The organism is Streptomyces tateyamensis, from assembly GCF_003205575.1.
GTDB lineage: Bacteria > Actinomycetota > Actinomycetes > Streptomycetales > Streptomycetaceae > Kitasatospora > Kitasatospora tateyamensis.
Window position 1 is genome coordinate 1 of record NZ_PYBW01000041.1, and the last position, 22,532, is coordinate 22,532.

At 74.6% G+C, this 22,532-nt stretch carries 19 protein-coding genes; 16 read left to right on the plus strand and 3 right to left on the minus strand.

Annotated elements, in window-relative coordinates:
• Positions 1-484, plus strand: a 484-nt coding sequence (locus tag C7C46_RS13345) for an HAD hydrolase-like protein (protein ID WP_181442335.1), incomplete at its 5' end; no start/stop codon positions are given.
• 107 nt (positions 485-591) lie between these two features.
• Here the strand turns inward: C7C46_RS13345 and C7C46_RS13350 are convergent.
• Positions 592-939, minus strand: a complete 348-nt coding sequence (locus C7C46_RS13350) for an SCP2 sterol-binding domain-containing protein (RefSeq protein WP_110669155.1) — start codon at positions 937-939, stop codon at positions 592-594.
• A 145-nt stretch (positions 940-1,084) separates the two neighbouring features.
• Here C7C46_RS13350 and C7C46_RS13355 point away from each other — a divergent pair, with 145 nt between their 5' ends.
• Genes C7C46_RS13355 through C7C46_RS13370 form a run of 4 tightly spaced genes read left to right on the plus strand, consistent with a single transcriptional unit; the run spans position 1,085 to position 4,030 of the window.
• Positions 1,085-1,966, plus strand: coding sequence for a hypothetical protein (locus C7C46_RS13355; RefSeq protein ID WP_110669157.1), 882 nt, complete (start codon positions 1,085-1,087; stop codon positions 1,964-1,966).
• Entirely contained in the window at positions 1,959-2,252 is a 294-nt protein-coding gene (locus tag C7C46_RS13360) for a hypothetical protein (RefSeq protein WP_110669159.1), read from the plus strand. The genes C7C46_RS13355 and C7C46_RS13360 overlap by 8 nt, the downstream gene beginning before the upstream one ends.
• Positions 2,253-2,266: 14 nt before the next feature.
• Complete coding sequence (locus tag C7C46_RS13365) at positions 2,267-3,079, plus strand: TlyA family RNA methyltransferase (RefSeq protein WP_110669162.1); 813 nt, start codon at positions 2,267-2,269, stop codon at positions 3,077-3,079.
• 51 nt (positions 3,080-3,130) lie between these two features.
• The gene (locus tag C7C46_RS13370) at positions 3,131-4,030 is read left to right on the plus strand and encodes an NAD kinase (RefSeq protein ID WP_181442336.1); all 900 of its coding nucleotides are present in this window, start codon (positions 3,131-3,133) and stop codon (positions 4,028-4,030) included.
• A gap of 12 nt (positions 4,031-4,042) precedes the next feature.
• Here the strand turns inward: C7C46_RS13370 and yczR are convergent, their stop codons facing one another.
• Positions 4,043-5,548 (minus strand): MocR-like transcription factor YczR, encoded by a 1,506-nt coding sequence (gene yczR, locus C7C46_RS13375; RefSeq protein WP_110669167.1) that lies wholly within the window; start codon positions 5,546-5,548, stop codon positions 4,043-4,045.
• Positions 5,549-5,673: 125 nt separating this feature from the next.
• On the opposite strand from yczR, the gene yczE reads away from it, so the two are divergent.
• The 3 genes from yczE to C7C46_RS13390 all read left to right on the plus strand — a co-directional run bounded on the left by yczE (position 5,674) and on the right by C7C46_RS13390 (position 9,339).
• Positions 5,674-6,306 carry a membrane protein YczE gene (gene yczE, locus C7C46_RS13380; RefSeq protein WP_110669170.1) on the plus strand — a complete coding sequence of 211 codons (633 nt, stop codon included), beginning with the start codon at positions 5,674-5,676 and terminating at the stop codon, positions 6,304-6,306.
• Between the two features lie 75 nt (positions 6,307-6,381).
• Positions 6,382-8,115: a DNA repair protein RecN gene (recN, locus tag C7C46_RS13385; protein WP_110669268.1), complete on the plus strand. Its 1,734-nt coding sequence runs from the start codon at positions 6,382-6,384 to the stop codon at positions 8,113-8,115.
• A 21-nt stretch (positions 8,116-8,136) separates the two neighbouring features.
• The gene (locus C7C46_RS13390; RefSeq protein ID WP_110669172.1) at positions 8,137-9,339 is read left to right on the plus strand and encodes a glycosyltransferase family 4 protein; all 1,203 of its coding nucleotides are present in this window, start codon (positions 8,137-8,139) and stop codon (positions 9,337-9,339) included.
• A 50-nt stretch (positions 9,340-9,389) separates the two neighbouring features.
• Here C7C46_RS13390 and C7C46_RS13395 read toward each other — a convergent pair whose 3' ends face one another.
• On the minus strand, positions 9,390-11,357 hold the full coding sequence (locus C7C46_RS13395; RefSeq protein ID WP_110669174.1) for a glycoside hydrolase family 15 protein: 1,968 nt from the start codon (positions 11,355-11,357) through the stop codon (positions 9,390-9,392).
• A gap of 652 nt (positions 11,358-12,009) precedes the next feature.
• Between C7C46_RS13395 and C7C46_RS13400 the strand changes: the two genes are divergently transcribed.
• The 8 genes from C7C46_RS13400 (at position 12,010) to scpB (ending at position 22,024) form a co-directional block, all read left to right on the plus strand.
• Positions 12,010-13,686: a CTP synthase gene (locus C7C46_RS13400; protein ID WP_425470060.1), complete on the plus strand. Its 1,677-nt coding sequence runs from the start codon at positions 12,010-12,012 to the stop codon at positions 13,684-13,686.
• 100 nt (positions 13,687-13,786) lie between these two features.
• A complete protein-coding gene (locus tag C7C46_RS13405) occupies positions 13,787-14,413 on the plus strand; it encodes an NUDIX domain-containing protein (protein WP_110669176.1) in 627 nt (208 codons plus the stop codon).
• Between the two features lie 119 nt (positions 14,414-14,532).
• Complete coding sequence (locus C7C46_RS13410; protein WP_181442337.1) at positions 14,533-16,350, plus strand: AAA family ATPase; 1,818 nt, start codon at positions 14,533-14,535, stop codon at positions 16,348-16,350.
• Positions 16,351-16,820: 470 nt separating this feature from the next.
• Complete coding sequence (ald, locus tag C7C46_RS13415; RefSeq protein ID WP_425470061.1) at positions 16,821-17,939, plus strand: alanine dehydrogenase; 1,119 nt, start codon at positions 16,821-16,823, stop codon at positions 17,937-17,939.
• Positions 17,940-18,372: 433 nt separating this feature from the next.
• Positions 18,373-19,359, plus strand: coding sequence for a ParA family protein (locus C7C46_RS13420; protein WP_425470063.1), 987 nt, complete (start codon positions 18,373-18,375; stop codon positions 19,357-19,359).
• A gap of 41 nt (positions 19,360-19,400) precedes the next feature.
• On the plus strand, positions 19,401-19,898 hold the full coding sequence (locus C7C46_RS13425; protein WP_181442342.1) for a hypothetical protein: 498 nt from the start codon (positions 19,401-19,403) through the stop codon (positions 19,896-19,898).
• A gap of 162 nt (positions 19,899-20,060) precedes the next feature.
• Positions 20,061-20,978, plus strand: coding sequence for a segregation and condensation protein A (locus C7C46_RS13430; protein WP_110669189.1), 918 nt, complete (start codon positions 20,061-20,063; stop codon positions 20,976-20,978).
• Between the two features lie 488 nt (positions 20,979-21,466).
• Positions 21,467-22,024, plus strand: coding sequence for an SMC-Scp complex subunit ScpB (scpB, locus tag C7C46_RS13440; RefSeq protein ID WP_342775400.1), 558 nt, complete (start codon positions 21,467-21,469; stop codon positions 22,022-22,024).
• Positions 22,025-22,532: the final 508 nt, after the last annotated feature.

Sequence of the window (22,532 nt, forward strand, 5' to 3'; positions counted from 1 at the left end):
CCGGGTGGCCGCCGTGCGCGCGGCCACCGGCGCGGAGCCGGAGGTGGCGGGCAAGCCGCTGCCGCCGATGCACCGGGAGACGGTGCTGCGCACCGGGGCGAAGCGGCCGCTGGTGGTCGGTGACCGGCTGGACACCGACATCGAGGGCGCGTTCAACGGCGGGGTGGACAGCCTGCTGGTCTTCACCGGGGTGAGCACCCCCGCCCAGCTGCTGGCCGCGCCGCCCCAGCACCGGCCGACCTACCTGGCCGCCGACCTGCGCGGGCTGCTGGAGCCGCACCCGGCGGTCGATTCTCTGCCCGGCGGCGGGTTCGACTGCCGCGGTCGGCGGGCCCAGACGGTGGACGGCGAGCTGCGGCTGGCCGGCGCCGGCGAGGACCGCTGGGACGGGCTGCGCGCGCTGTGCGCGGCGGCCTGGGCCGAGCTGGACCGCACCGGCGAGCCGGCCGACGGGCGCAAGGCGCTGGCCGAGCTGGGGTTCTGAGGCGGGTCCGGCCTGTCTGGGGCGGCGTCGGCCTGGACCGGGCGCAGCGCCGCTGATCCCCGCCGCTGCGGCGGCTGACCGGGAGTGGTGCGAGGGCCGACGGGCCGTCAGAGCAGGGTGCGCAGCCGGAGCAGGTCGCGCAGGCCGGCCTCCAGTTTGACCCGGCCGGTGGCCCAGGCAGCGGCGAAGTTGAGCCCGCCGCCGACCAGGGCGACCAGGTCGTCGCTGGTCATGGTGAGGCGGATGTCGGCCTTGGCGGTGGGCGGGCCCGGGTGCTGGGCGACCTGCTGGATCCGGCCCTCGCGCAGCACTCCGGTGAAGGTCAGGTCGAGGTCGGTGAGCCGGCAGCTGAACGAGCGGTCCATGGCGGCGGCGCTGCGCACGTTGCCCTCGGCCTTGGCCAGGTTGCGGCTGAGCTGTTCCAGCGCGGCGCGGCACTCCTCGGGGTTGGCCATCGTCTCGTCCTCGCGGGTGGATCGGCGGTGTGCGGTGTTGCGGTCACGGTACCCGTTGCTCCGGACGCCGACAGCTGCCGCGCAGCGTGCGGCGGACAGGGTAGCGTCGGGACGGGGCAGGCGAGTGCACGGTGGAGGAGGCGCGATGCAGCACAGGCTTCGGGAGTACGTGGAGTTGGCCGCCGGGCTGGCCGAACAGACCGGCAGGCTCGCGGTGGAGACGGCCAGCGGACTGCTCGGCCGGGTGGGGGTGGACGTCGACGCTGCCGAGCGTGCGGCGCAGACCTTGGCCCAGGAGGCGGTGACGGTCGGTCGGACCGGGGTGGACCTGGCGGTCGGACTGGCCCGGGCGGAGGGCGAGAAGGCGTTCGAGCGCATCGGCCGGCTCGGCGACCAGGTGGTGAAGGTCGGTGTGGTGCTGGCCTACCTGGAAGGCAAGCTGCGCGACTTCGAAGGTGTGGGCGAGGAGGAGCCGGCACCGCGGGCCGCCTCGCCGGCCCGTGGCGCGGCCGCGCCGGGCGGGCGGGCGGACGGGCTGTTCGCCGAGGACTGGTCGCCGGAGCACGAGTCGGAGCCGGAGCCGGAGGTGGGGCCCGTGACCACGGTGGTGGCGGCGGAGCCCGCGCCGGCGGAGCCGGTGGAGCGGGCGACGGCCGAGCGGGCGGCGGTGAAGAAGGCGCCGGCCAGGAAGGCCGCCGCCACGAAGGCGGCGGCGACGACCGCCCCGGCCAAGAAGACGGCGAAGGCCCCGGCCAAGAAGGCGAGTGCCGACAAGAAGGCGGCTGCCGCCGGCGCGGCGCAGGCACCCGCCGCGAAGAAGACCACGGCTGCCGCGAAGAAGACCACGGCTGCCGCGAAGAAGACCACGGCGGCGGCGAAGAAGAGCACGGCCGCCGCCAAGAAGGCCAGCCCGGCCAAGAAGGCGAGCCCGGCCAAGAAGACGGCTGCCAAGAAGGCCCCCGCCAAGAAGTCGGCCACCAGGAGGGCCCCCGCCAAGCCCGCCGCCGACGGCGGCACCGATGACTGAGCCCACCGCCGAGCGCGAGCCCGAGGCCGACGCCGAGGCCGAGGCCGGGTTCGAGGAGTCGGACCCCGTCCCCGAGCCGGTCTCCGTCGCCGCCCTGTGGGCCCCCGACCCGGAGCCGCTCGGCGTCACCGTCGAGCCCACCGGGCACCCCGAGGTGGACGCCGCCCTCACCCGGCTCGCCCGGTTGGACGGGGTGCCGACCATCGAGCACCCGCCGGTGTACGAAAATGTCCAGCAGACCCTCAGTACCGTCCTCGCCTCGCTGGACGAAGAATCCAGCCTCTAGGAGCTGAACCACCCGTGGCAACGGCACGACGCCGACTCGACGCAGAACTGGTCCGACGCAACCTGGCCCGCTCGCGGGAGCACGCCGGTGAGCTGATCGCGGCAGGCCGGGTCAGCGTCGGCGGGGCCGTGGCGACCAAGTCGGCCACCCAGGTGGAGACGGCGGCCGCCGTGGTGGTGGCCAAGGACGAGAACGATCCCGACTACGTCTCGCGCGGCGGCCACAAGCTGGCCGGCGCGTTCGCCGCCTTCGTGCCGCAGGGCCTGGTGGTCGAGGGCCGCCGGGCGCTGGACGCAGGCGCCTCCACCGGCGGCTTCACCGACGTGCTGCTGCGGGCCGGCGCCGCCGGGGTGCTCGCGGTGGACGTGGGCTACGGCCAGCTGGCCTGGTCGCTGCAGAGCGACGAGCGGGTGACGGTGATGGACCGCACCAACGTGCGCGAGCTGACCTTGGAGCTGATCGGCGGCGTGCCGGTGGACCTGGTGGTCGGCGACCTCTCCTTCATCTCGCTGGGCCTGGTGCTGCCCGCGCTGGCCGGCTGCGCGGCGCCGGACGCCGACCTGGTGCTGATGGTCAAGCCGCAGTTCGAGATCGGCAAGGAGCGCCTGGGCAGTGGCGGGGTGGTCCGCAGCCCGCAGCTTCGCGCCGAGATGGTCCGTCAGGTGGCGGGGCAGGCCTGGGAGTTGGGTCTGGGTGTGCGGGCCGTGACGGCCAGCCCGCTGCCCGGCCCTTCGGGTAATGTCGAGTACTTCCTGTGGCTGCGGCGGGACGCCCCGCAGTTGGATCCCGCTGCTGCGGACCGGGCCGTGGCGGAGGGGCCCCGGTAGGGTGCCACGACGGCGTCGACGGGCGACCAGGTAGACGTGAGGGAGAGGGCTTTGAGCGAGGAACGGACGGTCTTCCTGATCGCGCACACCGGTCGGGAGGCGGCGCTGCGCAGCGTCGAGCAGTTGGTCCTGGGGCTGCTCAAGGCTGGGATCAGGATCAGACTGCTGGCTTCCGAGGCGGTCGACCTCGACCTGCCCGACGGCGTCGAGACGGTCCAGGGCGTGCAACGCGCCGCCGACGGCTGCGAGCTGATCCTGGTCGCGGGGGGTGACGGGACGCTGCTGCGCGGCGCCGAGCTGGCCCGCGACTCCGGGCTGCCGATGCTCGGCATCAACCTGGGCCGGGTCGGCTTCCTGGCCGAGGCCGAGCGCGACGACCTCGCGGTGGTGGTCGAGCGGGTGGTGGACCGCACCTACGAGGTCGAGGAGCGGATGACCCTCGACGTGCTGGTGCGCACCAACGGCGACGTGGTGCACCGGGACTGGGCGCTGAACGAGGCCTCGGTGGAGAAGCAGGCCCGGGAGCGGATGCTGGAGGTGGTCACCGAGGTGGACGGCCGCCCGGTGTCCAACTTCGGCTGCGACGGCGTGGTGCTCTCCACCCCCACCGGCTCCACCGCCTACGCCTTCTCCGGCGGCGGCCCGGTGGTCTGGCCGGAGGTGGAGGCGCTGCTGATGGTCCCGATCAGCGCGCACGCGCTGTTCGCCCGCCCGCTCGTCACCTCGCCGCACTCGGTGCTGGCGGTGGAGGTCATGCCGAAGACCCCGCACGGGGTGCTGTGGTGCGACGGGCGGCGCTCCTACGAGCTGCCGGCCGGGGCCCGGGTCGAGGTGCGCCGCGGGCAGGTCCCGGTCCGGCTGGCCCGGCTGCACGAGGCGCCGTTCAGCGACCGGCTGGTGGCGAAGTTCGCGCTGCCGGTGACCGGTTGGCGCGGCCGCTCGGCCTGCTGACGGTGGTTCGGCTCACACCGCCAGGGTGGGCTGGTCGGCGCCCCAGGTCTGGGCGGCGTCCCGGGCGGCCAGCTCGGCGGTGGCGGCCAGCCGCTCGGCGGTGAGCGCGGCCGCGGCCGGCGGCACGGTGAGCGGTACCCGGACGAAGGCCTCGAAGGCGCCGTCCACCCCGAACCGGGAGCCGGCCGCGATCCGTACTCCGGTGCGCTCGCCGGCCCGGGCCAGCGCGGCGCCGGACAACCCCGCGGTGTCCAGCCACAGGGTCAGGCCGCCGGCCGGTTCGGCGAACCGCCAGTGCGGCAGCTGGGCGCGCAGCGCGGGCAGCAGGGCTGCGGCACTGGCGCGCAGCTGGCCCAGCCGCAGTGCGCGCAGCTCGGGCAGCAGCTCGCCCAGCATGGTCGCGCAGACCAGCTGGTCCAGCACCGAGGTGGCGAGGTCGTGGTGCACCCGCTCGTCGGCCAGCTGGCGGATCAGCGCGGGGGCGGCGCGCACCCAGCCCACCCGCAGGCCGCCCCAGGCCAGCTTGCCGGCCGAGCCGACGGTGATCACCTGGGCGGCCCGGTCCAGGGCGGCCGTCGGGCGGGGCATCCGGTCGTCGGGGGTGTGCCAGTTCAGTTCGGCCATGGTCTCGTCGACCAGTAGCAGGGTCCCGGCCGCCCTCGCCGCGCCCAGCAGGGTGCGGCGCTGGTCCTCGCCGATCAGCGCGCCGGTCGGGTTGTGGAAGTCGGGGACCACGTAGGCCAGGCGCGGTGCGGCGCCGTGCAGCACCCGCTGCCACTGGGCCAGGTCCCAGCGCGGCAGCTGCTCGGGCGACTCGCGCTGCTGCGGCACCGCCACCAGCCGGGCGCCTTCCGCGCGCAGCCCCTGCAGGACGTGCGCGTAGCTGGGGGTCTCCACCGCGACCCGGTCGCCGGTGCGCAGCAGCGTGCTGCGCACCAGGCCCAGTGCGCTCAGCGCGCCAGAGGTGATCAGCAGCTGGTCGGGTGTGGTGGGCAGGCCGCGCTCGGTGTACCGCTGGGCCACCACCTCCCGCAGCACGGGCAGGCCGGTCGGGTAGTGGCCGTGGCCGCCGGCGTAGGCGGGCAGCAGCTCCACCGCCCGGGCCGCGGCCCGGGCCAGCAGGGCCTGCGGGCCCGGGGGCGAGGCCACACCGAGGTCGATCAGCCGCTCGCGCTCGTCGGGCGGCAGCGGGAACAGCGCGTTGCCGGGCGGGTGGCTGCCCTCGGGCAGCGCCGTCCAGCTGCCGGCACCGCGCCGGCTGTGCAGGTAGCCCTCGGTCCGCAGGGTCTGGTAGGCGGTGGCGATGGTGGTGCGGCTGAGCGCCAGGGCGCCGGCCAGCTCGCGTTCGGCGGGCAGCCGGGTGCCGACCGCGAGGCGGCCCTCGCCGAGCAGCAGCTGGAGCTGACGGGCCAGCAGCAGGTACGCGGGCCGGTGGCCGCCGGCCGGCTCGGGCAGCCGGGCGGTGCCCAGCAGCCGTCCCAGGGCGGCGGGGGAGATGGTGCTCTGCCACTCGGCCACGGTCGCGCTCCCTCAAATCAGTCCACCTGAGACGAATTGGCCCTGTCGGTGTCCTTGGTGGACTTCTCATGATGGCAGAGCGGACTGATCCGCAGTACCCCCCTCGTTCGATCCCGGGAGCCGTCATGGCCGTCCTCGCCCTGCCCACCGACACCGGCTCGTTGGGCCGCCGGGTGCCCCAACTGCTGGTCGGCCTGGTGCTGTACGGGGTCAGCATGGGCCTGATGTACCGGGCCGCGCTGGGCCTGGACCCGTGGGACGTGTTCCACCAGGGCGTGGCCGGGCGGCTCGGGCTGAGCATCGGCACGGTGGTCCTGCTGACCGGCGCCTGCGTGCTGCTGCTCTGGCTGCCGCTGCGCCAGCGCCCGGGGGTGGGCACGGTCGGCAACGTGCTGCTGCTCGGGGTGGCGATGGACCGCACCCTGGCCCTGTTGCCGGCCCAGCACGCGCTCGCGGTGCGGATCGCGCTGCTGGCCGGCGGGATCGTGCTCAACGGACTGGCCACCGGCCTGTACATCGGCGCCCGGCTGGGCCCCGGACCGCGTGACGGACTGATGACGGGTCTGCACCGGCGCACCGGCCGCTCGCTGCGCCTGCTGCGCACCGGCCTGGAGGTGACCGTGCTGCTGGCGGGCATCGCGCTGGGCGGCAGTGCGGGAGTGGGAACGGTCGCCTACGCACTGGCCATCGGGCCGCTGGCCCAGTTCTTCCTGCGGTACTGCACCGTGCCCGCCGCCGGGTTCGCCCGGAAGGAATGAACTTCGCCCCTCAGCGCCCCGGCTCGTCGCGCGGGGGTGGCGGGGTCTCGTAAGGTCGTGTCCGTGTTGGACGAGATGCGGATACGGGATCTGGGCGTCATCGACGACGCGGTGGTGGAACTGGCCCCCGGTTTCACCGTCGTGACCGGAGAGACCGGCGCCGGCAAGACCATGGTGGTGACCAGCCTGGGCCTGCTGCTGGGCGGCCGGGCCGACCCGGGGCTGGTGCGGGCCGGCGCCGATCGGGCCGTGGTCGAGGGCCGGCTCCAGCTGCCCGCCGACTCCCCGGCGGCCGGCCGGGCGGTGGAGGCCGGCGCCGAACTGGACGAGGGCGCCCTGCTGATCAGCCGCACCGTCTCCGCCGAGGGCCGCTCGCGCGCGCACGTCGGCGGCCGCTCGGTCCCGGTCGGCCTGCTGACCGAGCTCGGCGAGGACCTGATCGCGGTGCACGGCCAGAGCGACCAGCAGCGCCTGCTGCGCCCGGCCCGCCAGCGCGGCGCGCTCGACCGGTACGCGGGCCGGGCGCTCGCCGAGCCGCTGGAGCGCTACCGCGCCGTGTACCGCAGGCTGCGCGAGGTGTCGGCCACCCTGGCCGAGCTGACCACCCGGGCCCGCGAGCGGGCCCAGGAGGCCGACCTGCTCCGGTTCGGCCTGGAGGAGGTCGCGGCCGCCGAGCCGGTGGCCGGCGAGGAGATCGAGCTCGCCGCCGAGGCCGAGCGCCTGGGCCACGCCGACGCGCTCTCCTCGGCCGCGGTGCTGGCGCATGCGGCGCTGGCCGGCGACCCGGCCGACCCCGACTCGATCGACGCGGGCACCCTGCTCGGCCAGGCCCGCCGCGCGCTGGACGCGGTGCGCGGGCACGACGAGCGACTGGCCACCCTGGCCGACCGGCTGGCCGAGGTGGGCTACCTGCTCGCCGACGTGGCCGGCGACCTGGCGCTGTACGCCGACGACCTGGACGCCGACCCGGCCCGGCTGGCCGCGGTCGAGGAGCGCCGCGCGGTGCTGGCCCAGCTGGTGCGCAAGTACGGCTCGGCGGCGGGGGGCACCGCCGAGGTGGTGGCCTGGGCCGCGCAGGGAGCGCTGCGGCTGGCCGAACTGGACGGCGACGACGACCGGATCGGCGAACTGGCCCAGGAGCAGGCCGTCCTGCGCTCCGAGCTGGCGGTGCTGGCCGAGGAGGTGTCCGCGGCCCGGCAGGCGGCGGCCGGCCGGTTCGCCGCCGCGGTCTCCGCCGAGCTGACCGAACTGGCCATGCCGCACGCCCGGGTGACCTTCGAGCTGACCCGGCTGGACGACCCGGACGGCCTGGAACTGGACGGACGCACCGTCTCCTACGGCCCGCACGGGGTGGACGAGGTCGAGGTGCTGCTGGCCCCGCACCCGGGCGCCGCGCCGCGCCCGATCGCCAAGGGCGCCTCCGGCGGTGAGCTCTCCCGGGTGATGCTGGCCGTCGAGGTGGTCTTCGCCGGCGCCGACCCGGTGCCCACCTACCTGTTCGACGAGGTCGACGCGGGCGTCGGCGGCAAGGCGGCGGTGGAGATCGGCCGCCGGCTGGCCAAGCTGGCCCGCAGCGCCCAGGTCGTGGTCGTCACCCACCTGCCGCAGGTGGCCGCGTTCGCCGACCGGCACCTGGTGGTGGAGAAGACCAACGACGGCACCGTCACCCGCAGTGGTGTCAAGACGTTGACGGACGAGGAGCGGGTGCGTGAACTCTCCCGGATGCTCGCCGGTTTGGAGGACTCGGAGCTGGGCCGTGCGCATGCCGAGGAGCTGCTGGCCGCGGCCCGCTCTCCCCGGGAGGGCTGACCAGCACCTATCGTTTTCCCAATGCGGGTACCCAGTAGCGAGTCGGAGCGAGACGACGTGGACCTTTCCCCCGCCCGTGGCGGCGCGGCGGCCCCGGAGACGGGCCAGCTGCACGTGGTGCTGGTGCTCTCAGCGGGCAGTGGCGGGATCGGGGCGCACGTGCGCTCGCTGGCCCGGGGGCTGACCGCACACGGCGTCAAGGTGACGCTCTGCGGGCCGGCCGAGTCGGACGAGCTGTTCGCGTTCTCCCGCACCGGGGCGGTGTTCCACCCGGTGGAGATCACCCCCACCTCCGGCGCGCGCAGCGACTCCACCGCGATCGGCGAGCTGCGCCGGGCCTTCACCGGGGCCGACCTGGTGCACGCGCACGGGCTGCGCGCCGGGCTGCTCTCCGACCTGGCGCTGCGCACCGCGGGCCGGCTGCCGGGGCTGCGCCCGCAGACCCCGCTGGTGGTGACGTTCCATCACGCGCTGCTGGCCACCGGGCTGGAGCGGCGCTGGCAGCGGCTGATGGAGCGTCGGGTGGCGCGCTCCGCCGACCTGGTGCTCGGCGCCTCCTCCGACCTGGTGGCGCGGGCGCGCGAGTTGGGGGCCACCGACGCCCGGCTCGGCCCGGTGGCGGCGCCGCCGCTGGCCGGTGCGGCGCAGGAGCGGGAGCAGGTGCGGGCCGAGCTGCTCGGTGCCGACCAGCAGCGGCCGCTGGTGCTGGCGATCGGCCGGCTGGTGCCGCACAAGGGCTTCGGGCAGCTGCTGGAGGCGGCTCGCGAGCTGCGTGGGCCCGGGCCGCAGCCGCTGGTGCTGCTGGCCGGGGACGGCCCCGAGGCCGGGGAGCTGCACGAGCGGATCACCGCCGAGCAGCTGCCGGTGCGCCTGCTCGGGCACCGCACCGACGTGCCGGCGCTGCTGGCGGCGGCCGACGCGGTGGTGATCAGCAGCCGCTGGGAGGCCCGCTCGGCGGTGGCCCAGGAGGCGCTGCGGGCCGGGGTGCCGCTGGTGGCCACCGCGGTCGGCGGGATCCCCGAGCTGGTGGGCGACGCGGCGGTGCTGGTGGCCCCGGGCGATCCGGCGGCGCTGGGGCGCGCGGTGCGCGAGCTGCTGGACGATCCGGCGCGCCGGGCCGCACTGGCCAAGGCCGGACCGGTGCAGGCCGAGACCTGGCCGGATGAGGCCGCGACGGTGGCCCAGGTGCTGAGCACCTACGACGAGCTGGTCCAGCGCCGCTAGCGCCGGGGCGGTGGTGGCCGGGCCCGCCGTGCTGCGGGCCCGGCACCGGCTCAGACCGCCTGGCGGACCACCCGGCCGGCCGGCTGGGCCTGCGGGGCCAGGTAGGCGGCGCCGCAGGCGGTCAGCCGCAGCGCGGTGTCGATCAGCGGCACGTGGCTGAAGGCCTGCGGGAAGTTGCCCACCTGCCGCTTGAGCCGCGGGTCCCACTCCTCGGCCAGCAGTCCGAGGTCGTTGCGCAGCCCCAGCAGCTTCTCGAACAGCTCGCGCGCCTCGGCCACCCGCCCGATCATCGCCAGGTCGTCGGCCAGCCAGAACGAGCAGGCCAGGAACGCGCCCTCGTGCCCGGACAGGCCGTCGACGTTGTTGCCGTGGTCGTCGTGGGTCGGGTACCGCAGCACGAAGCCGTCCTCGGTGGACAGCTCGCGCTGGATCGCCTCGATGGTGCCGATCACCCGCTTGTCGTCCGGCGGCAGGAAGCCGACCTGCGGGATCAGCAGCAGCGAGGCGTCCAGCTCGTGCCCGCCGTAGTACTGGGTGAAGGTGTTGCGGTCCGGGTCGTAGCCCTTCTCGCAGACGTCCGCGTGGATCTCCTCGCGCAGCGCCCGCCAGCGCTCCAGCGGGCCCTCGGCCTCGGTCTGCTCGATCAGCTTGATGGTGCGGTCCACCGCGACCCAGGCCATCACCTTGGAGTGGACGAAGTGCCGGCGCGGCCCGCGCACCTCCCAGATCCCCTCGTCGGGGGCCTTCCAGTGCTCCTCCAGGTAGCTGATCAGGCGCAGCTGGAGCAGGTGGGCGTGGTCGCTGCGGGACAGGCCGGTCATCTGGGCCAGGTAGAGCGCCTCCACCACCTCGCCGTAGACGTCCAGCTGGAGCTGGCCGGCCGCGCCGTTGCCGACCCGGACCGGGGCCGAGCCCTCGTAGCCGGGCAGCCAGTCCAGGTGGGTCTCGGTGAGCTCGCGCTGGCCGGTGATCGAGTACATGATCTGCAGGTTCTCCGGGTCGCCGGCCACCGCGCGCAGCAGCCACTCGCGCCAGGCCCTGGCCTCCTCCCGGTAGCCGGTGCGCAGCAGCGAGGAGAGGGTGATCGCGGCGTCGCGCAGCCAGGTGTAGCGGTAGTCCCAGTTGCGCTCGCCGCCGATGTCCTCGGGCAGCGAGGTGGTGGGCGCGGCCACGATGCCGCCGGTGGGGGCGTAGGTGAGCGCCTTGAGGGTGATCAGCGAGCGGACCACGGCGTCCCGGTAGGGGCCCTGGTAGGTGCACTGGGAGACCCAGTCCAGCCAGAACTCCTCGGTCAGCGCGAGCGAGGCCGCCGGGTCGGGGACCTCCGGCGGGGCCAGGTGGGACTGCTGCCAGGTGAGCGCGAAGGTGACCCGCTCGCCGGCCTCGACGGTGAAGTCGGCGTAGGTGGTCAGGTCCCGGCCGTAGGTCTCGGCCTCGCCGTCCAGCCAGACCGAGTCGGGGCCGGCCACCGCGACCGTCCGGTGCCCGCCGTCGGCCTGCTCCACCCGGTGCACCCAGGGGACGACCTTGCCGTAGCTGAACCGCATCCGCAGCGCCGAGCGCATCCGCACCCGGCCGGCGACGCCCTCCACGATCCGGATCATCTGCGGCACCGGTTCCTGGTCGCTCAGGTGCCGCGGCGGCATGAAGTCGGTCACCCGCACGGTGCCGCCGGGGCTGTCCCACTCCTGCTCCAGAATCAGGGTGTCGCCCCGGTAGCGGCGCCGGTCGGCGGGCACCGCGGGAGCCGAGGCACTGCTCGGCACCACCTTGATATCACCCGTATCGGTGAACGGGGCGCGCGGCGCGGGCGCCAGCGCCGAGGGGGTGGCGGAAGGGGCTGCCTCGGCGGGGCCGATCCGCCAGAAGCCGTGTTCATCGGTGCCCAGCAGGCCGGCGAAGACGGCCGGGGAGTCGAACCGGGGCAGGCAGAGCCAGTCCACGGCCCCGTCTCTGCTGACCAGGGCTGCGGTCTGCATGTCCCCGATGAGTGCGTAGTCCTCGATACGGCCGGCCACGTGAATCTCCAGTTCGCGGTAGTGCTCGGCGGTCGCCGACCAGGGCGAGAGCGGTGAACACTGCGGGCCGGGGGGTGCGCGGCGCCCTGGTCGGCCGCCCCGCGACCGCTGGTGGCGGCGGGCGGGGTCGGGCCGCGCGGAGGCCTCGGGTGGGCTCCTGGCTGGGCACTGCGGTGGAGAACGGGTGGTGCGGGGGAGTCCGGTCGCGCATCGGGGACTGGAGGTGTCGTCCGGACCCCTCGTCCTCGGCGTGCTCTGCTGTCGGCGATGCGTCCGTGCAGGATACGACGGACGAACGGGGCTCAGCACCCGGAAACGATCAGGTACCGCCGTCTGCCCGGGCGTTCACGCGGAAAGTGGCCCGAGCGGGCCAGCGCGTCGGTCGAACGGGGGATCCGGCGGTGATCATTCCGGGTCACCCGGGGCTGGTCCGGGACGCCCGGTCGGCGGGCGGCCGATCACCCGGGCGGACCAGTGACCAGGTGTGCGACCGCGTGCCGTCCGCCTCGCTGATACCCTGGTACCCCGTGGACTGGTGGGATCAACCGCCCCGGATCCGCTGAACCAACGACCCCGGCCACCGGCCGGTCGTGCTCGGCGAGTCTGCCTCCACCGGCGTCATCCTCGACACGCGACCCACGGGAGCCCCCTCTTGGCACAGCCCCATTCCGGCAAGGCGGCGAACGGCCGCGCCGTGACGACCAAGCACCTCTTCGTCACCGGGGGTGTCGCCTCCTCGCTCGGCAAGGGGCTCACCGCCTCCAGCCTCGGTGCGCTGCTGAAGGCCCGCGGCCTCCGGGTGACGATGCAGAAGCTCGACCCGTACCTCAACGTGGACCCGGGCACCATGAACCCGTTCCAGCACGGCGAGGTCTTCGTCACCGACGACGGCGCCGAGACCGACCTGGACATCGGCCACTACGAGCGGTTCCTGGACACCAACCTGCACGGCTCGGCGAACGTGACCACCGGCCAGGTGTACTCCACGGTGATCGCCAAGGAGCGCCGCGGCGAGTACCTGGGCGACACCGTCCAGGTGATCCCGCACATCACCAACGAGATCAAGTCCCGGATCCGCCGGATGGCGACCGAGGACGTGGACGTGGTGATCACCGAGGTCGGCGGCACCGTCGGCGACATCGAGTCGCTGCCGTTCCTGGAGGCCGTGCGCCAGGTGCGCCACGAGGTCGGCCGGGACAACGTCTTCTTCGTGCACGTCTCGCTGCTGCCGTACATCGGCCCGTCCGGCGAGCTGAAGACCAAGCCCACCCAGCACTCGGTGGCCGCGCTGCGCAACATCGGCATCCAGCCCGACGCGATCGTGCTGCGCGCCGACCGCGAGGTGCCGCAGGCGATCAAGCGCAAGATCTCGCTGATGTGCGACGTGGACGAGGAGGCCGTGGTCGCGGCCATCGACGCCAAGTCGATCTACGACATCCCCAAGGTGCTGCACGGCGAGGGCCTGGACGCCTACGTGGTACGCCGCCTGGACCTGCCGTTCCGCGACGTCGACTGGACCAGCTGGGACGACCTGCTGCGCCGGGTACACGAGCCGCAGCACATCGTCAAGGTCGCCCTGGTCGGCAAGTACATCGACCTGCCGGACGCCTACCTGTCGGTGACCGAGGCGCTGCGGGCCGGCGGTTTCGCCAACAACGCCCGGGTCGAGATCAAGTGGGTCACCTCGGACGACTGCGAGACCCCCGAGGGCGCCCGCGAGCAGCTCGGCGACGTGGACGCGATCTGCATCCCCGGCGGCTTCGGCGACCGCGGCGTGACCGGCAAGGTCGGCGCGATCACCTTCGCCCGGGAGAACAGGGTGCCGCTGCTGGGCCTGTGCCTGGGCCTGCAGTGCGTGGTGATCGAGGCGGCCCGCAACCTGGCCGGCCTGCCGGAGGCGAACTCCACCGAGTTCGAGCCGGCCGCGGCGCACCCGGTGATCTCCACCATGGCCGAGCAGCTGGCGATCGTGGACGGCAAGGGCGACCTGGGCGGCACCATGCGCCTGGGCCTGTACCCGGCCAAGCTGGCCGAGGGCTCGATCGTGCGCGAGGTGTACGGCGGCGAGCAGTACGTGGAGGAGCGCCACCGCCACCGCTACGAGGTCAACAACGCCTACCGGGCGGACCTGGAGAAGACCGGACTGCTCTTCTCGGGCCTGTCGCCCAAGGGCGACCTGGTGGAGTACGTGGAGTACCCGCGCGAGGTGCACCCCTACCTGGTGGCCACCCAGGCGCACCCGGAGCTGAAGTCGCGGCCGACCCGCCCGCACCCGCTCTTCGCCGGGCTGGTGGCGGCAGCCATCAAGATCAAGACTGACGCCCGCTAGGACAGGCTGAGTGTTCGTCGGACGGCGGCCTCCCGGATATCCGGGAGGCCGCCGTTCTGCGTATAGATTGTGTCGTACTGACGAGAAGGGGAGTGGCGACATGATCGAGGACATCGCCGAGGAGTGGACGGTACGGGAGAGCACCCGTCCGTTCCAGGGCCGGGTCACCGGGGTGTGCAGCGACGAGGTGCTGATGCCGGACGGCTCGTACGCGCGGCGCGACTACCAGACCCACCCCGGCTCGGTCGCGGTGCTGGCGCTGGACGAGCACCAGCGGGTGCTGCTGGTGCGCCAGTACCGCCACCCGGTGCGCCGGCGGCTCTGGGAGCTGCCCGCCGGGCTGCTGGACGTGCCCGGCGAGAACCCGCTGCACGCCGCCCAGCGCGAGCTGTTCGAGGAGGCGTACTGCAAGGCTGGCCGCTGGCAGGTGCTGGTCGACCTCTACACCTCGCCCGGCGGCAGCGACGAGGCGCTGCGGATCTTCCTGGCCACCGAGCTGGCCGAGGCGCAGGGCGAGCGGTTCGCGGCCGACGGTGAGGAGCTGGAGATCGAGACCGCCCGGGTGCCGGTGGCGGAGCTGCTCCAGGGGGTGCTGGCCGGCGAGCTGCACAACCCGACGCTGGTCACCGGCACCCTCGCGCTGCACGCCGCGCTGACCGGCAAGGGGCTGGACCAGCTGCGCCCGGCCGAGGCCCCGTGGCCGGCCCGCCCCTTCGACCTCCCGTAGTACGTACGCCGGGCGGGTGATTGGGCACCTGGTCATACCGGTGTCCCCTCGGCGCGGGGGCGGAACCGAACTACGCTTCGCTGACGGGTTGGCGGGCGACTGGGTCGGGAGTGGCACTGGTGGCGAGGAAGACGGCGACGGTGGTGGAACGCCCGCAGGCCCAGCAGCAGTTGCCGGGTCTGCCGCCCGGTCCCGAGCCGTTCGCCGGCCGGGCCGCCGAACTGGCCGCGCTGCGCGCCCAGGTGGCGGCCCCGGCCGGAGCCGGCTGCCGGGTGCTGGTGGTGGCCGGGCGCCCGGGCTCGGGGCGCAGCGCGCTGGCCCGCCGGTTCGCCCGCACCGCGCTCGGCGGCCGCCGGCTGCTGGCCGCCCACCTGGCCGCCCCCGACGGCACCGCGCACCCGTCCGGCGCGGTGGCCCGCCGGCTGCTGGCCCAGCTGGAGCGGCCCAGCCAGGCGCTGCCCGACCCCGGGGACGGCGAGGACCCGGCCTGCGCCGAACTGCGCGAGGCGCTCACCGGGCGGGACACCCTGCTGCTGCTGGACGACGTCCCGGACGCCGAGCACCTGATCCCGCTGCTGCCCGCCGAGCCGCGCTGCGTGGTGCTCGCGGTCACCGCCGGGCCGCTCACCGCGCTGGCCGCCCGGTTCCCGGTGGACCCGGTGATCCTGCGCGGGCTGGACGAGGCGGCCGCCGTGGAACTGCTCACCGGGCTGGTCGGCGGCACCCGGATCGGCTGCGACCCGGTGGGCGCGGCCGGTGCGGCCGAGGCCTGCGCGGGGCGGCCGGCCCCGTTGCGGCTGCTGGCCGGGTGGCTGCGGGCGCACCCCAAGGCGGCGGTGCCGCAGGCGGCCCGGGCGCTGCGCGAGGCGGGCGTGCGGCCGGACGGCGACGGGTCGGACGAGCCGCTGCTGGCCGCCCTGACGCTGCGTTACCGCGGCCTGCCGGTGGCCCAGGCCCGGCTGCTGCGTACCCTCACGCTGGCTCCGGACGGCCGGGTGGACCTGCGCACCGGCTCCGCGCTGGCCGGCTGCCCGGCACCGGAGGCGGCCGCGGCGCTGCGGGCGCTGGCCGAGGCGGAACTGCTGGACGAGGCGGAGCCGGGCGCCGACGGGACGCCGCGCTACCGGGTGCCCGGGCGGTTCAGCGCCGAGCTGACCGCGCTGCGCACCCGGCTTGACCGGCCCGGGGAGCAGCAGTTGGCCCGGGCCCGGCTGCTGGAGCGACTGGTCCGGCTGGTCGAGTCGGCCCGCGCGCTGCTGGACCGCACCGCGGTCGCCCCCGAGCCGCTGCCCGGACCGCTGCGGCTGCGCACCGCCGCGCAGGCCCGCCAGTGGCTGGCGGAGGAGGCCGAGTGGCTTCTGCTGGCGGCCGAGCAGGCGATCGAGGCCGGTGACCTGGACGGTTCGGCCGGGCGGCTGGTCGGTGCGCTGCTGCGCACGCTGCCGGTGGCCGGCCCGCCCGCCTCGGCACCGGCCGGCGCCTACCGGCTGCACCGGGCGGTGCTCGCGCTGGCCGAGCGGCAGGGCGCGCCGCGCCGAGCGGCGGCCGCGCTGGTCAACCTGGCCGAGCTGCGGGTGGCGGCCGGGCAGTTCGAGGCGGCGGCCGAGCAGTACCAGGCGGCGCTGGGCCACACCCGCGAGCCGCTGGACGAGGCGGCCGCGGCCCGGGCACTGGAGGGCGTGGGCGAGTGCCGGCGGGCGCAGGGCGACCCGGTGCGCGCGGCCGACGCCTACGGGCGCGCGCTCGCGCTGCGCCAGGGGTTGGACGACCCGGTCGGCCAGGCCCGCCTGCTGACCCGGATCGCCGAGGCGCACGCCGCCCAGCAGCGGTACCAGGCGGCGGGCCGCGAGTACCGGGCGGCGCTGGCGCTGCTGCGCCGGCTGGGCGACGAGCGCGGGATCGCGGCGGTCGGCGAGGCGCTGGAGCGGCTGGGCTGAACCGTCTCGCGGGCGGTCCCCCGCCGGTCCGCGGCCGGCTCCCGGCCAGTCCGCGGCCGGTCCTCGGCCGGCTCGCCGCACGGTCCTCGGCCGTTCCGTCGCAGGTCCGCGGCAGGGCGTGCGGTGGCCTCGGGCGGGCGCGCAGCAGGCCCGGTGCGGTGAACGGACTGTGACGCGGGCGCTTACCGCAGGCGTACTTGCGGTCTCGCCTGGGGTGTATGGGAGATTTGTCGGTTGTAGGGCTGTTTGCCAGGAACCTTCCGGATCAAGCCTACGAATCTGCCAACGCGTCCAGCATATTTGGTCAGATTGGAAGGCTGACGGATGTGCTGGGCTTCATTACACTCGGACTTAGTCGCGCAGTGCAGCGTGACCCGGCCGAGCCGTGCCCGGCCGGAGGCATGCCTGCATGCGCACCCGCCGGTCTTCCTCCGGTTGGGACTCCCATGGCAAGAGGGACGTGTTTAACCGTGACCAAGGTCGGCATCCCCCGCGAGGTCAAGAACCACGAGTACCGCGTGGCCATCACGCCGGCCGGCGTGCATGAGCTGGTCCGCAACGGCCACGAGGTCTACATCGAGGACGGCGCCGGCCTCGGCTCGTCCATCCCGAACGAGGAGTACGTGGCCGCCGGTGCCGCCATCCTCCCCACCGCCGACGAGGTGTGGGCCACCGCCGACCTGCTGCTGAAGGTCAAGGAGCCGATCGCGCAGGAGTACCACCGCCTGCGCAAGGGCCAGACCCTCTTCACCTACCTGCACCTGGCGGCCGACCGGGCCGGCACCGACGCGCTGGTCGCCTCCGGCACCACCGCGATCGCCTACGAGACCGTGCAGCTGGCCAACGGCGCGCTGCCGCTGCTCGCCCCGATGTCCGAGGTCGCGGGCCGGCTGGCCCCGCAGGTCGGCTCGTACCACCTGATGCGCCCGGCCGGCGGCCGCGGCGTGCTGCCGGGCGGCGTGCCCGGCACCCACCCGGCCAAGGCCGTGGTGATCGGCGGCGGCGTCTCCGGCTGGCACGCGGCCACCATCGCGATCGGCATGGGCTACGAGGTGACCCTGCTGGACCGCGACATCAACAAGCTGCGCGAGGCCGACAAGATCTTCGGCACCAAGATCAAGGCCATCATGTCCAACTCCTTCGAGCTGGAGAAGGCCGTGCTGGAGGCCGACCTGGTGATCGGCGCCGTGCTGATCCCGGGCGCCAAGGCTCCCAAGCTGGTCACCAACGAGCTGGTCTCGCGGATGAAGCCCGGCTCGGTGCTGGTCGACATCGCGATCGACCAGGGCGGCTGCTTCGAGGACTCGCACCCGACCACGCACGCCGACCCGACCTTCGAGGTGCACAACTCGGTCTTCTACTGCGTGGCCAACATGCCGGGCGCGGTGCCGAACACCTCGACCTACGCGCTGACCAACGCCACCCTGCCGTACGTGGTCGAGCTGGCGAACCGCGGGTGGAAGGAAGCGCTGCGCCGCGACGCCGCGCTCGCCAAGGGCCTGAACGTGCACGAGGGTCAGATCACCTACGGCGCGGTCGCCGAGGCCTTCGAGCTGCCCGCCGTCTCGCTGGAGAGCGTCCTCGCCTGACGCGCTGACCAGTGGTCAGAGGCCCCCGTTCGACTGCCGTCGACCGGGGGCCTCGCCGTGCGTCAATCCGGTACGGGTCCGGTCACCCGACCCCTCGTCACCCCTTGACAGAACCCGGTAGGACGGCCGACACATCGGGCCCACTACCGTGGATTGTGTTGCTGCGAACGCCCGGAACGGCCTAGAGTCGCAAACCGTCGGCATGGTGTCAGGCTGACGAATCGACATAATGCCCTGGATGCCCAAGGAGGTAAGACGACTTGTGAATGAGTCGACAATTGCTCCCGGGGGTGGTCAGCCAGGTCTGGCGGAGCACATCTCCGGACAGCCGACCGACGACACCGGGGCCGTACTTTCCACCGTCGGGGCGAGCGAGATCGGCACGGTAGCCGTGCGGACCTTCGAGGCTCGCCAGGCGGCGGCCGCACAGGCCGTGTACGACGCCGACCTGTCCGCGCAGGGCCTGGGCTACAACGAGTTCGCCTACGGCTCCTACGAGGACCCGGACGCCGAGTACGAGCCGGACCCGGAGTACGCGGCCACCCTGGCCCCCGACGCCGCCCGGCAGCGCCGCGAGCGGATCGGCCCCACCGGCCGTCCGCTGCCGTACTTCCCGATCCCGGCGCCGCTGGCCGAGCACGGCCCCGCGCAGATCATCGCGATGTGCAACCAGAAGGGCGGGGTCGGCAAGACCACCTCCACCATCAACCTGGGCGCCGCGCTGGCCGAGTACGGCCGCCGGGTGCTGCTGGTCGACTTCGACCCGCAGGGAGCGCTCTCGGTGGGCCTCGGGGTCAACCCGATGGAACTGGACGTCACGGTCTACAACCTGCTCATGGAGCGCGGGCTGACGGCTGACGAGGTGCTGCTGAAGACCGCAGTGCCCGGCATGGACCTGCTGCCCTCCAACATCGACCTGTCGGCCGCCGAGGTGCAGCTGGTCAGCGAGGTGGCCCGGGAGTCGGCGCTGGCCCGTGCGCTGCGGCCGCTGCTGCCGGACTACGACTACGTCATCATCGACTGCCAGCCCTCGCTGGGCCTGCTGACGGTCAACGCCCTGACGGCGGCTCACAGCGTGATCGTGCCGCTGGAGTGCGAGTTCTTCGCGCTGCGCGGGGTGGCGCTGCTGACCGAGACGATCGAGAAGGTCTGCGAGCGGCTCAACCCCGACCTGCGGCTGGACGGCATCCTGGCCACCATGTACGACTCGCGCACCGTGCACAGCCGCGAGGTGCTGGCCCGGGTGGTCGAGGCGTTCGGCGACCACGTCTTCCACACCGTCATCGGGCGGACCGTCAGATTCCCCGAGACCACGGTGGCCGGCGAGCCGATCACCACGTACGCCACCAACTCGGTGGGCGCCGCCGCCTACCGCCAGCTCGCCAGGGAGGTGCTCGACCGGTGCCGCCCCGTCGAGTGAGCCTGCCGGGCGCCGACGAACTGTTCCGCACCACCGGGGGGATGGCGCTGTCGCCCTCCCTGGCCAACCGCTCGGCCGCCGAGCCGGCGGACGGCGGTGAGCGGCAGTCCGAGGGCACCGCGGCTGACACTCCGTCGGGGCCGGGCGAGCCGCCCGGTGCCGGTACCGCGGGGTCTGCTGCGCCGCGGCTGCCCCGGATCCCGGCCGGTCGGGCGGCGGACCCGGCCACGGCCTCCGCGCCCCGTACCGCGGCGCCTGCCGCCGGCGGCGAGGAGCAGTCGGGCGGCCCGGGACGCCGGCCGCGCGGCCGGGCGCCGCGCCGGCCCAGCGGACGCGAGCGGCACGACGAGAAGATCACCGTGTACGTCTCCGCCGAGGAGCTGATGGACCTGGAGCACGCGCGGCTGGTGCTGCGCGGCGAGCACGGGCTGGCGGTGGACCGCGGCCGGGTGGTGCGCGAGGCCATCGCGGTGGTGCTGGCGGACCTGGAGCAGCGCGGCGAGGCCAGCATCCTGGTGCGGCGGCTGCGCGGCCGCTGAGGCCGCCCCGGCCGCAGCGGCTGGGGCCGGGCCCCGGCCCGGGCCCTGGGGCCGGGGCCCGGGGGGTGGGAGACGGCTCCGGGGTGGGGGACGGCCGGGGGCAAGGCAGCCCCGGTGCGGGAGACGGTCCCGGCGGCCGACGGCGTGTGAAGATGGACCGCCATGGCCAGTACCAGCACCTCCGAGAGCGAGCCGACCACCGAGTCGCGCGGCGCGTTCACCGTGCGGCTGGTCAACTTCGAAGGGCCGTTCGACCTGCTGCTCGGGCTGATCGCCAAGCACAAGCTGGACGTGACCGAGGTGGCGCTGTCCCGGGTCACCGACGAGTTCATGGTGCACATCCGGGCGATGGGCCCCGACTGGGACCTGGACCAGGCCACCGAGTTCCTGGTGGTCGCGGCGACCCTACTGGACCTCAAGGCAGCCCGGTTGCTGCCGGCCGCCGAGGTGGAGGACGAGGAGGACCTCGCCCTGCTGGAGGCCCGCGACCTGCTCTTCGCCCGGCTGCTGCAGTACCGCGCGTACAAGAGGGTGGCGGCGGTCTTCGAGCAGCGCTGGGGCGAGGAGGCGCTGCGCCGGCCGCGCACGGTGGGTCTGGAGCCGCAGCACGCGGAGCTGCTGCCGGAGGTGGTGATCCACGTCGGACCGGAGCGGTTCGCGCAGCTGGCGGCGAAGGCGATGACGCCCAGGCCGAAGCCGGTGGTCTACGTGGACCACATCCACACGCCGCCGGTGAGCGTGCGCGAGCAGGCGGCGCTGGTGGCGGCGTACCTGGAGCGGCACGGGGCGTCGTCGTTCGCGGCGCTGGTGGCGGACGCCGAGGGGACCCTGGTGGTGGTGGCGCGGTTCCTGGCGTTGCTGGAGCTGTACCGGGAGAAGGCGCTGGACTTCGAGCAGCCCGAGCCGCTGGGGGAGCTGATGGTCCGTTGGGTGGCCGAGGCGGGGCGGGCGGCGATCGAGGTGACCGACGAGTTCGACCGGCCGGCGGGGGAAGCAGGCGGGGCGGGGGCAGCAGGCGAGGTGGGGGAGTCAGGGGCGGAATCCGGTGGCGGGTCCCGTGTGAAGGAGGAGCGGACGTGAGCGCTGATCCCCAGGCGCCGGGTGTGGCGGGTGCGCCCGGTGTGCCGGGTGCACCGCGGCGCAGGCTCGGGCTGCCCGGGCAGCACCGGGCCGAGGAGTGGCTGGAGCCGGTGTACGCCGAGGAGGCGGACGCGGGGGAGGCGGGCGAGGACTGGGTCGAGCCGGCGGACGAAGCCGTGCTGGTGCCTGCTCCGGCGGCTCCTACGGCCGTGCTGGAGGCCGAGCCGGCGCCGCCCGCTGAGCCTGAGCTCGCTGAGCCCGAGTTCGCTGAGCCCGAGTTCGCTGAGCCCGAGCGCGCTGTGCGCGAGCTCGCCGTGCCCAGGCCCACCGAGCCCGAGTCCGAGCCCGAGGCACCTGGGCGGCGCGTGGGGCGTGCTCCCCGCGCGCGCAAGGCCGCCGAGCCGGTGGGCGCGGCAGCGGTGGTGGCCGCGGAGGCGGCGGCCGAGGTCCCCGAGGTGGCGCTGCGGCCGGGGATCGAGGCGGTGCTGATGGTGGCCGACGAGCCGATCGGTGAGGCCCGGCTGGCCGAGGTGCTCGGTCGGCCGCGCGTCGAGGTGGCCGCGGCGCTGCGGGAGTTGGCGCAGGAGTACACCGACCAGGGGCGCGGCTTCGAGCTGCGGCTGGTGGCCGGGGGCTGGCGTTTCTACAGCCGGGCGGCCTGCGCTTCGGTGGTGGACCGGTTCGTCCTGGACGGTCAGCAGGCCCGGCTCACCCAGGCCGCGTTGGAGACTCTGGCGGTGGTCGCCTACCGCCAGCCAGTGTCCAGATCACGGGTCTCAGCGGTACGCGGTGTGAACTGTGACGGCGTGATGCGTACCCTGGTACAGCGAGGGCTGGTGGAAGAGACCGGCTCCGAGCCCGAAACAGGTGCGATCCTGTATCGGACGACGAACTACTTCCTGGAACGGATGGGGCTGCGCGGCCTGGATGAGCTGCCGGAGCTCGCGCCCTTCCTGCCCGAGGTCGACGACGTGGAAGCGGAGTCCCTCGAAGGCAGCGCCGTCGCGGATGCGGTGGCCGCGGCCAGCGCACGGGAAGTGCAGTGAGGTCGGCCGGCACGACCCGCACTTCCCAGGTACAACGACGACGTACGGACATTTGATGCGTAGCAGTGGTAGCGGTAACGGCAGGAACAGCGGCGGCGGTGGCGGCCGCGGCGGGCAGCGCGGTGGGGGCAGCGGTTCGTACGGCGGCGGGAGCGGTGGCCGCAGCGGCGGCAGCTCCTACGGCGGCAGCGGCGGTGGCCGCGGTTCGTCCGGTGGTGGCGGCTCCTACGGCGGTGGCGGCAGCGGTAGCGGTCGCGGTTCGTCCGGTGGTGGCGGCTCCTACGGCGGTGGCGGCGGCTCCTACGGCGGCAGCGGTGGCGGCGGTGGCCGTGGGTCCTCGGGCGGCGGCGGTTCGTACGGCGGCGGGGCGGGGGCCGCAGCGGCGGCGGGTCCCTGGCGGGGGGGGGGGCGGGGCGGCGGGGGGGGGGGGCCCTCCGGGGGGGGGGGGGCGGGGGGGGCGTGGGGGGCAGGGCCGCGGGGTGCGGAGGTTGGACGGGGGGCGGGAGCG

Excerpts from the sequence above, each read along its gene's own strand:
- C7C46_RS13350 (WP_110669155.1), bottom strand. The coding sequence starts at position 939 with ATGGCCAACCCCGAGGAGTGCCGCGCCGCGCTGGAACAGCTCAGCCGC.
- C7C46_RS13355 (WP_110669157.1), top strand. The coding sequence starts at position 1,085 with ATGCAGCACAGGCTTCGGGAGTACGTGGAGTTGGCCGCCGGGCTGGCC.
- C7C46_RS13360 (WP_110669159.1), top strand. The coding sequence starts at position 1,959 with ATGACTGAGCCCACCGCCGAGCGCGAGCCCGAGGCCGACGCCGAGGCC.
- yczE (WP_110669170.1), top strand. The coding sequence starts at position 5,674 with ATGGCCGTCCTCGCCCTGCCCACCGACACCGGCTCGTTGGGCCGCCGG.
- recN (WP_110669268.1), top strand. The coding sequence starts at position 6,382 with ATGCGGATACGGGATCTGGGCGTCATCGACGACGCGGTGGTGGAACTG.
- C7C46_RS13390 (WP_110669172.1), top strand. The coding sequence starts at position 8,137 with ATGCGGGTACCCAGTAGCGAGTCGGAGCGAGACGACGTGGACCTTTCC.
- C7C46_RS13405 (WP_110669176.1), top strand. The coding sequence starts at position 13,787 with ATGATCGAGGACATCGCCGAGGAGTGGACGGTACGGGAGAGCACCCGT.
- C7C46_RS13425 (WP_181442342.1), top strand. The coding sequence starts at position 19,401 with ATGGCGCTGTCGCCCTCCCTGGCCAACCGCTCGGCCGCCGAGCCGGCG.
- C7C46_RS13430 (WP_110669189.1), top strand. The coding sequence starts at position 20,061 with ATGGCCAGTACCAGCACCTCCGAGAGCGAGCCGACCACCGAGTCGCGC.
- scpB (WP_342775400.1), top strand. The coding sequence starts at position 21,467 with ATGGTGGCCGACGAGCCGATCGGTGAGGCCCGGCTGGCCGAGGTGCTC.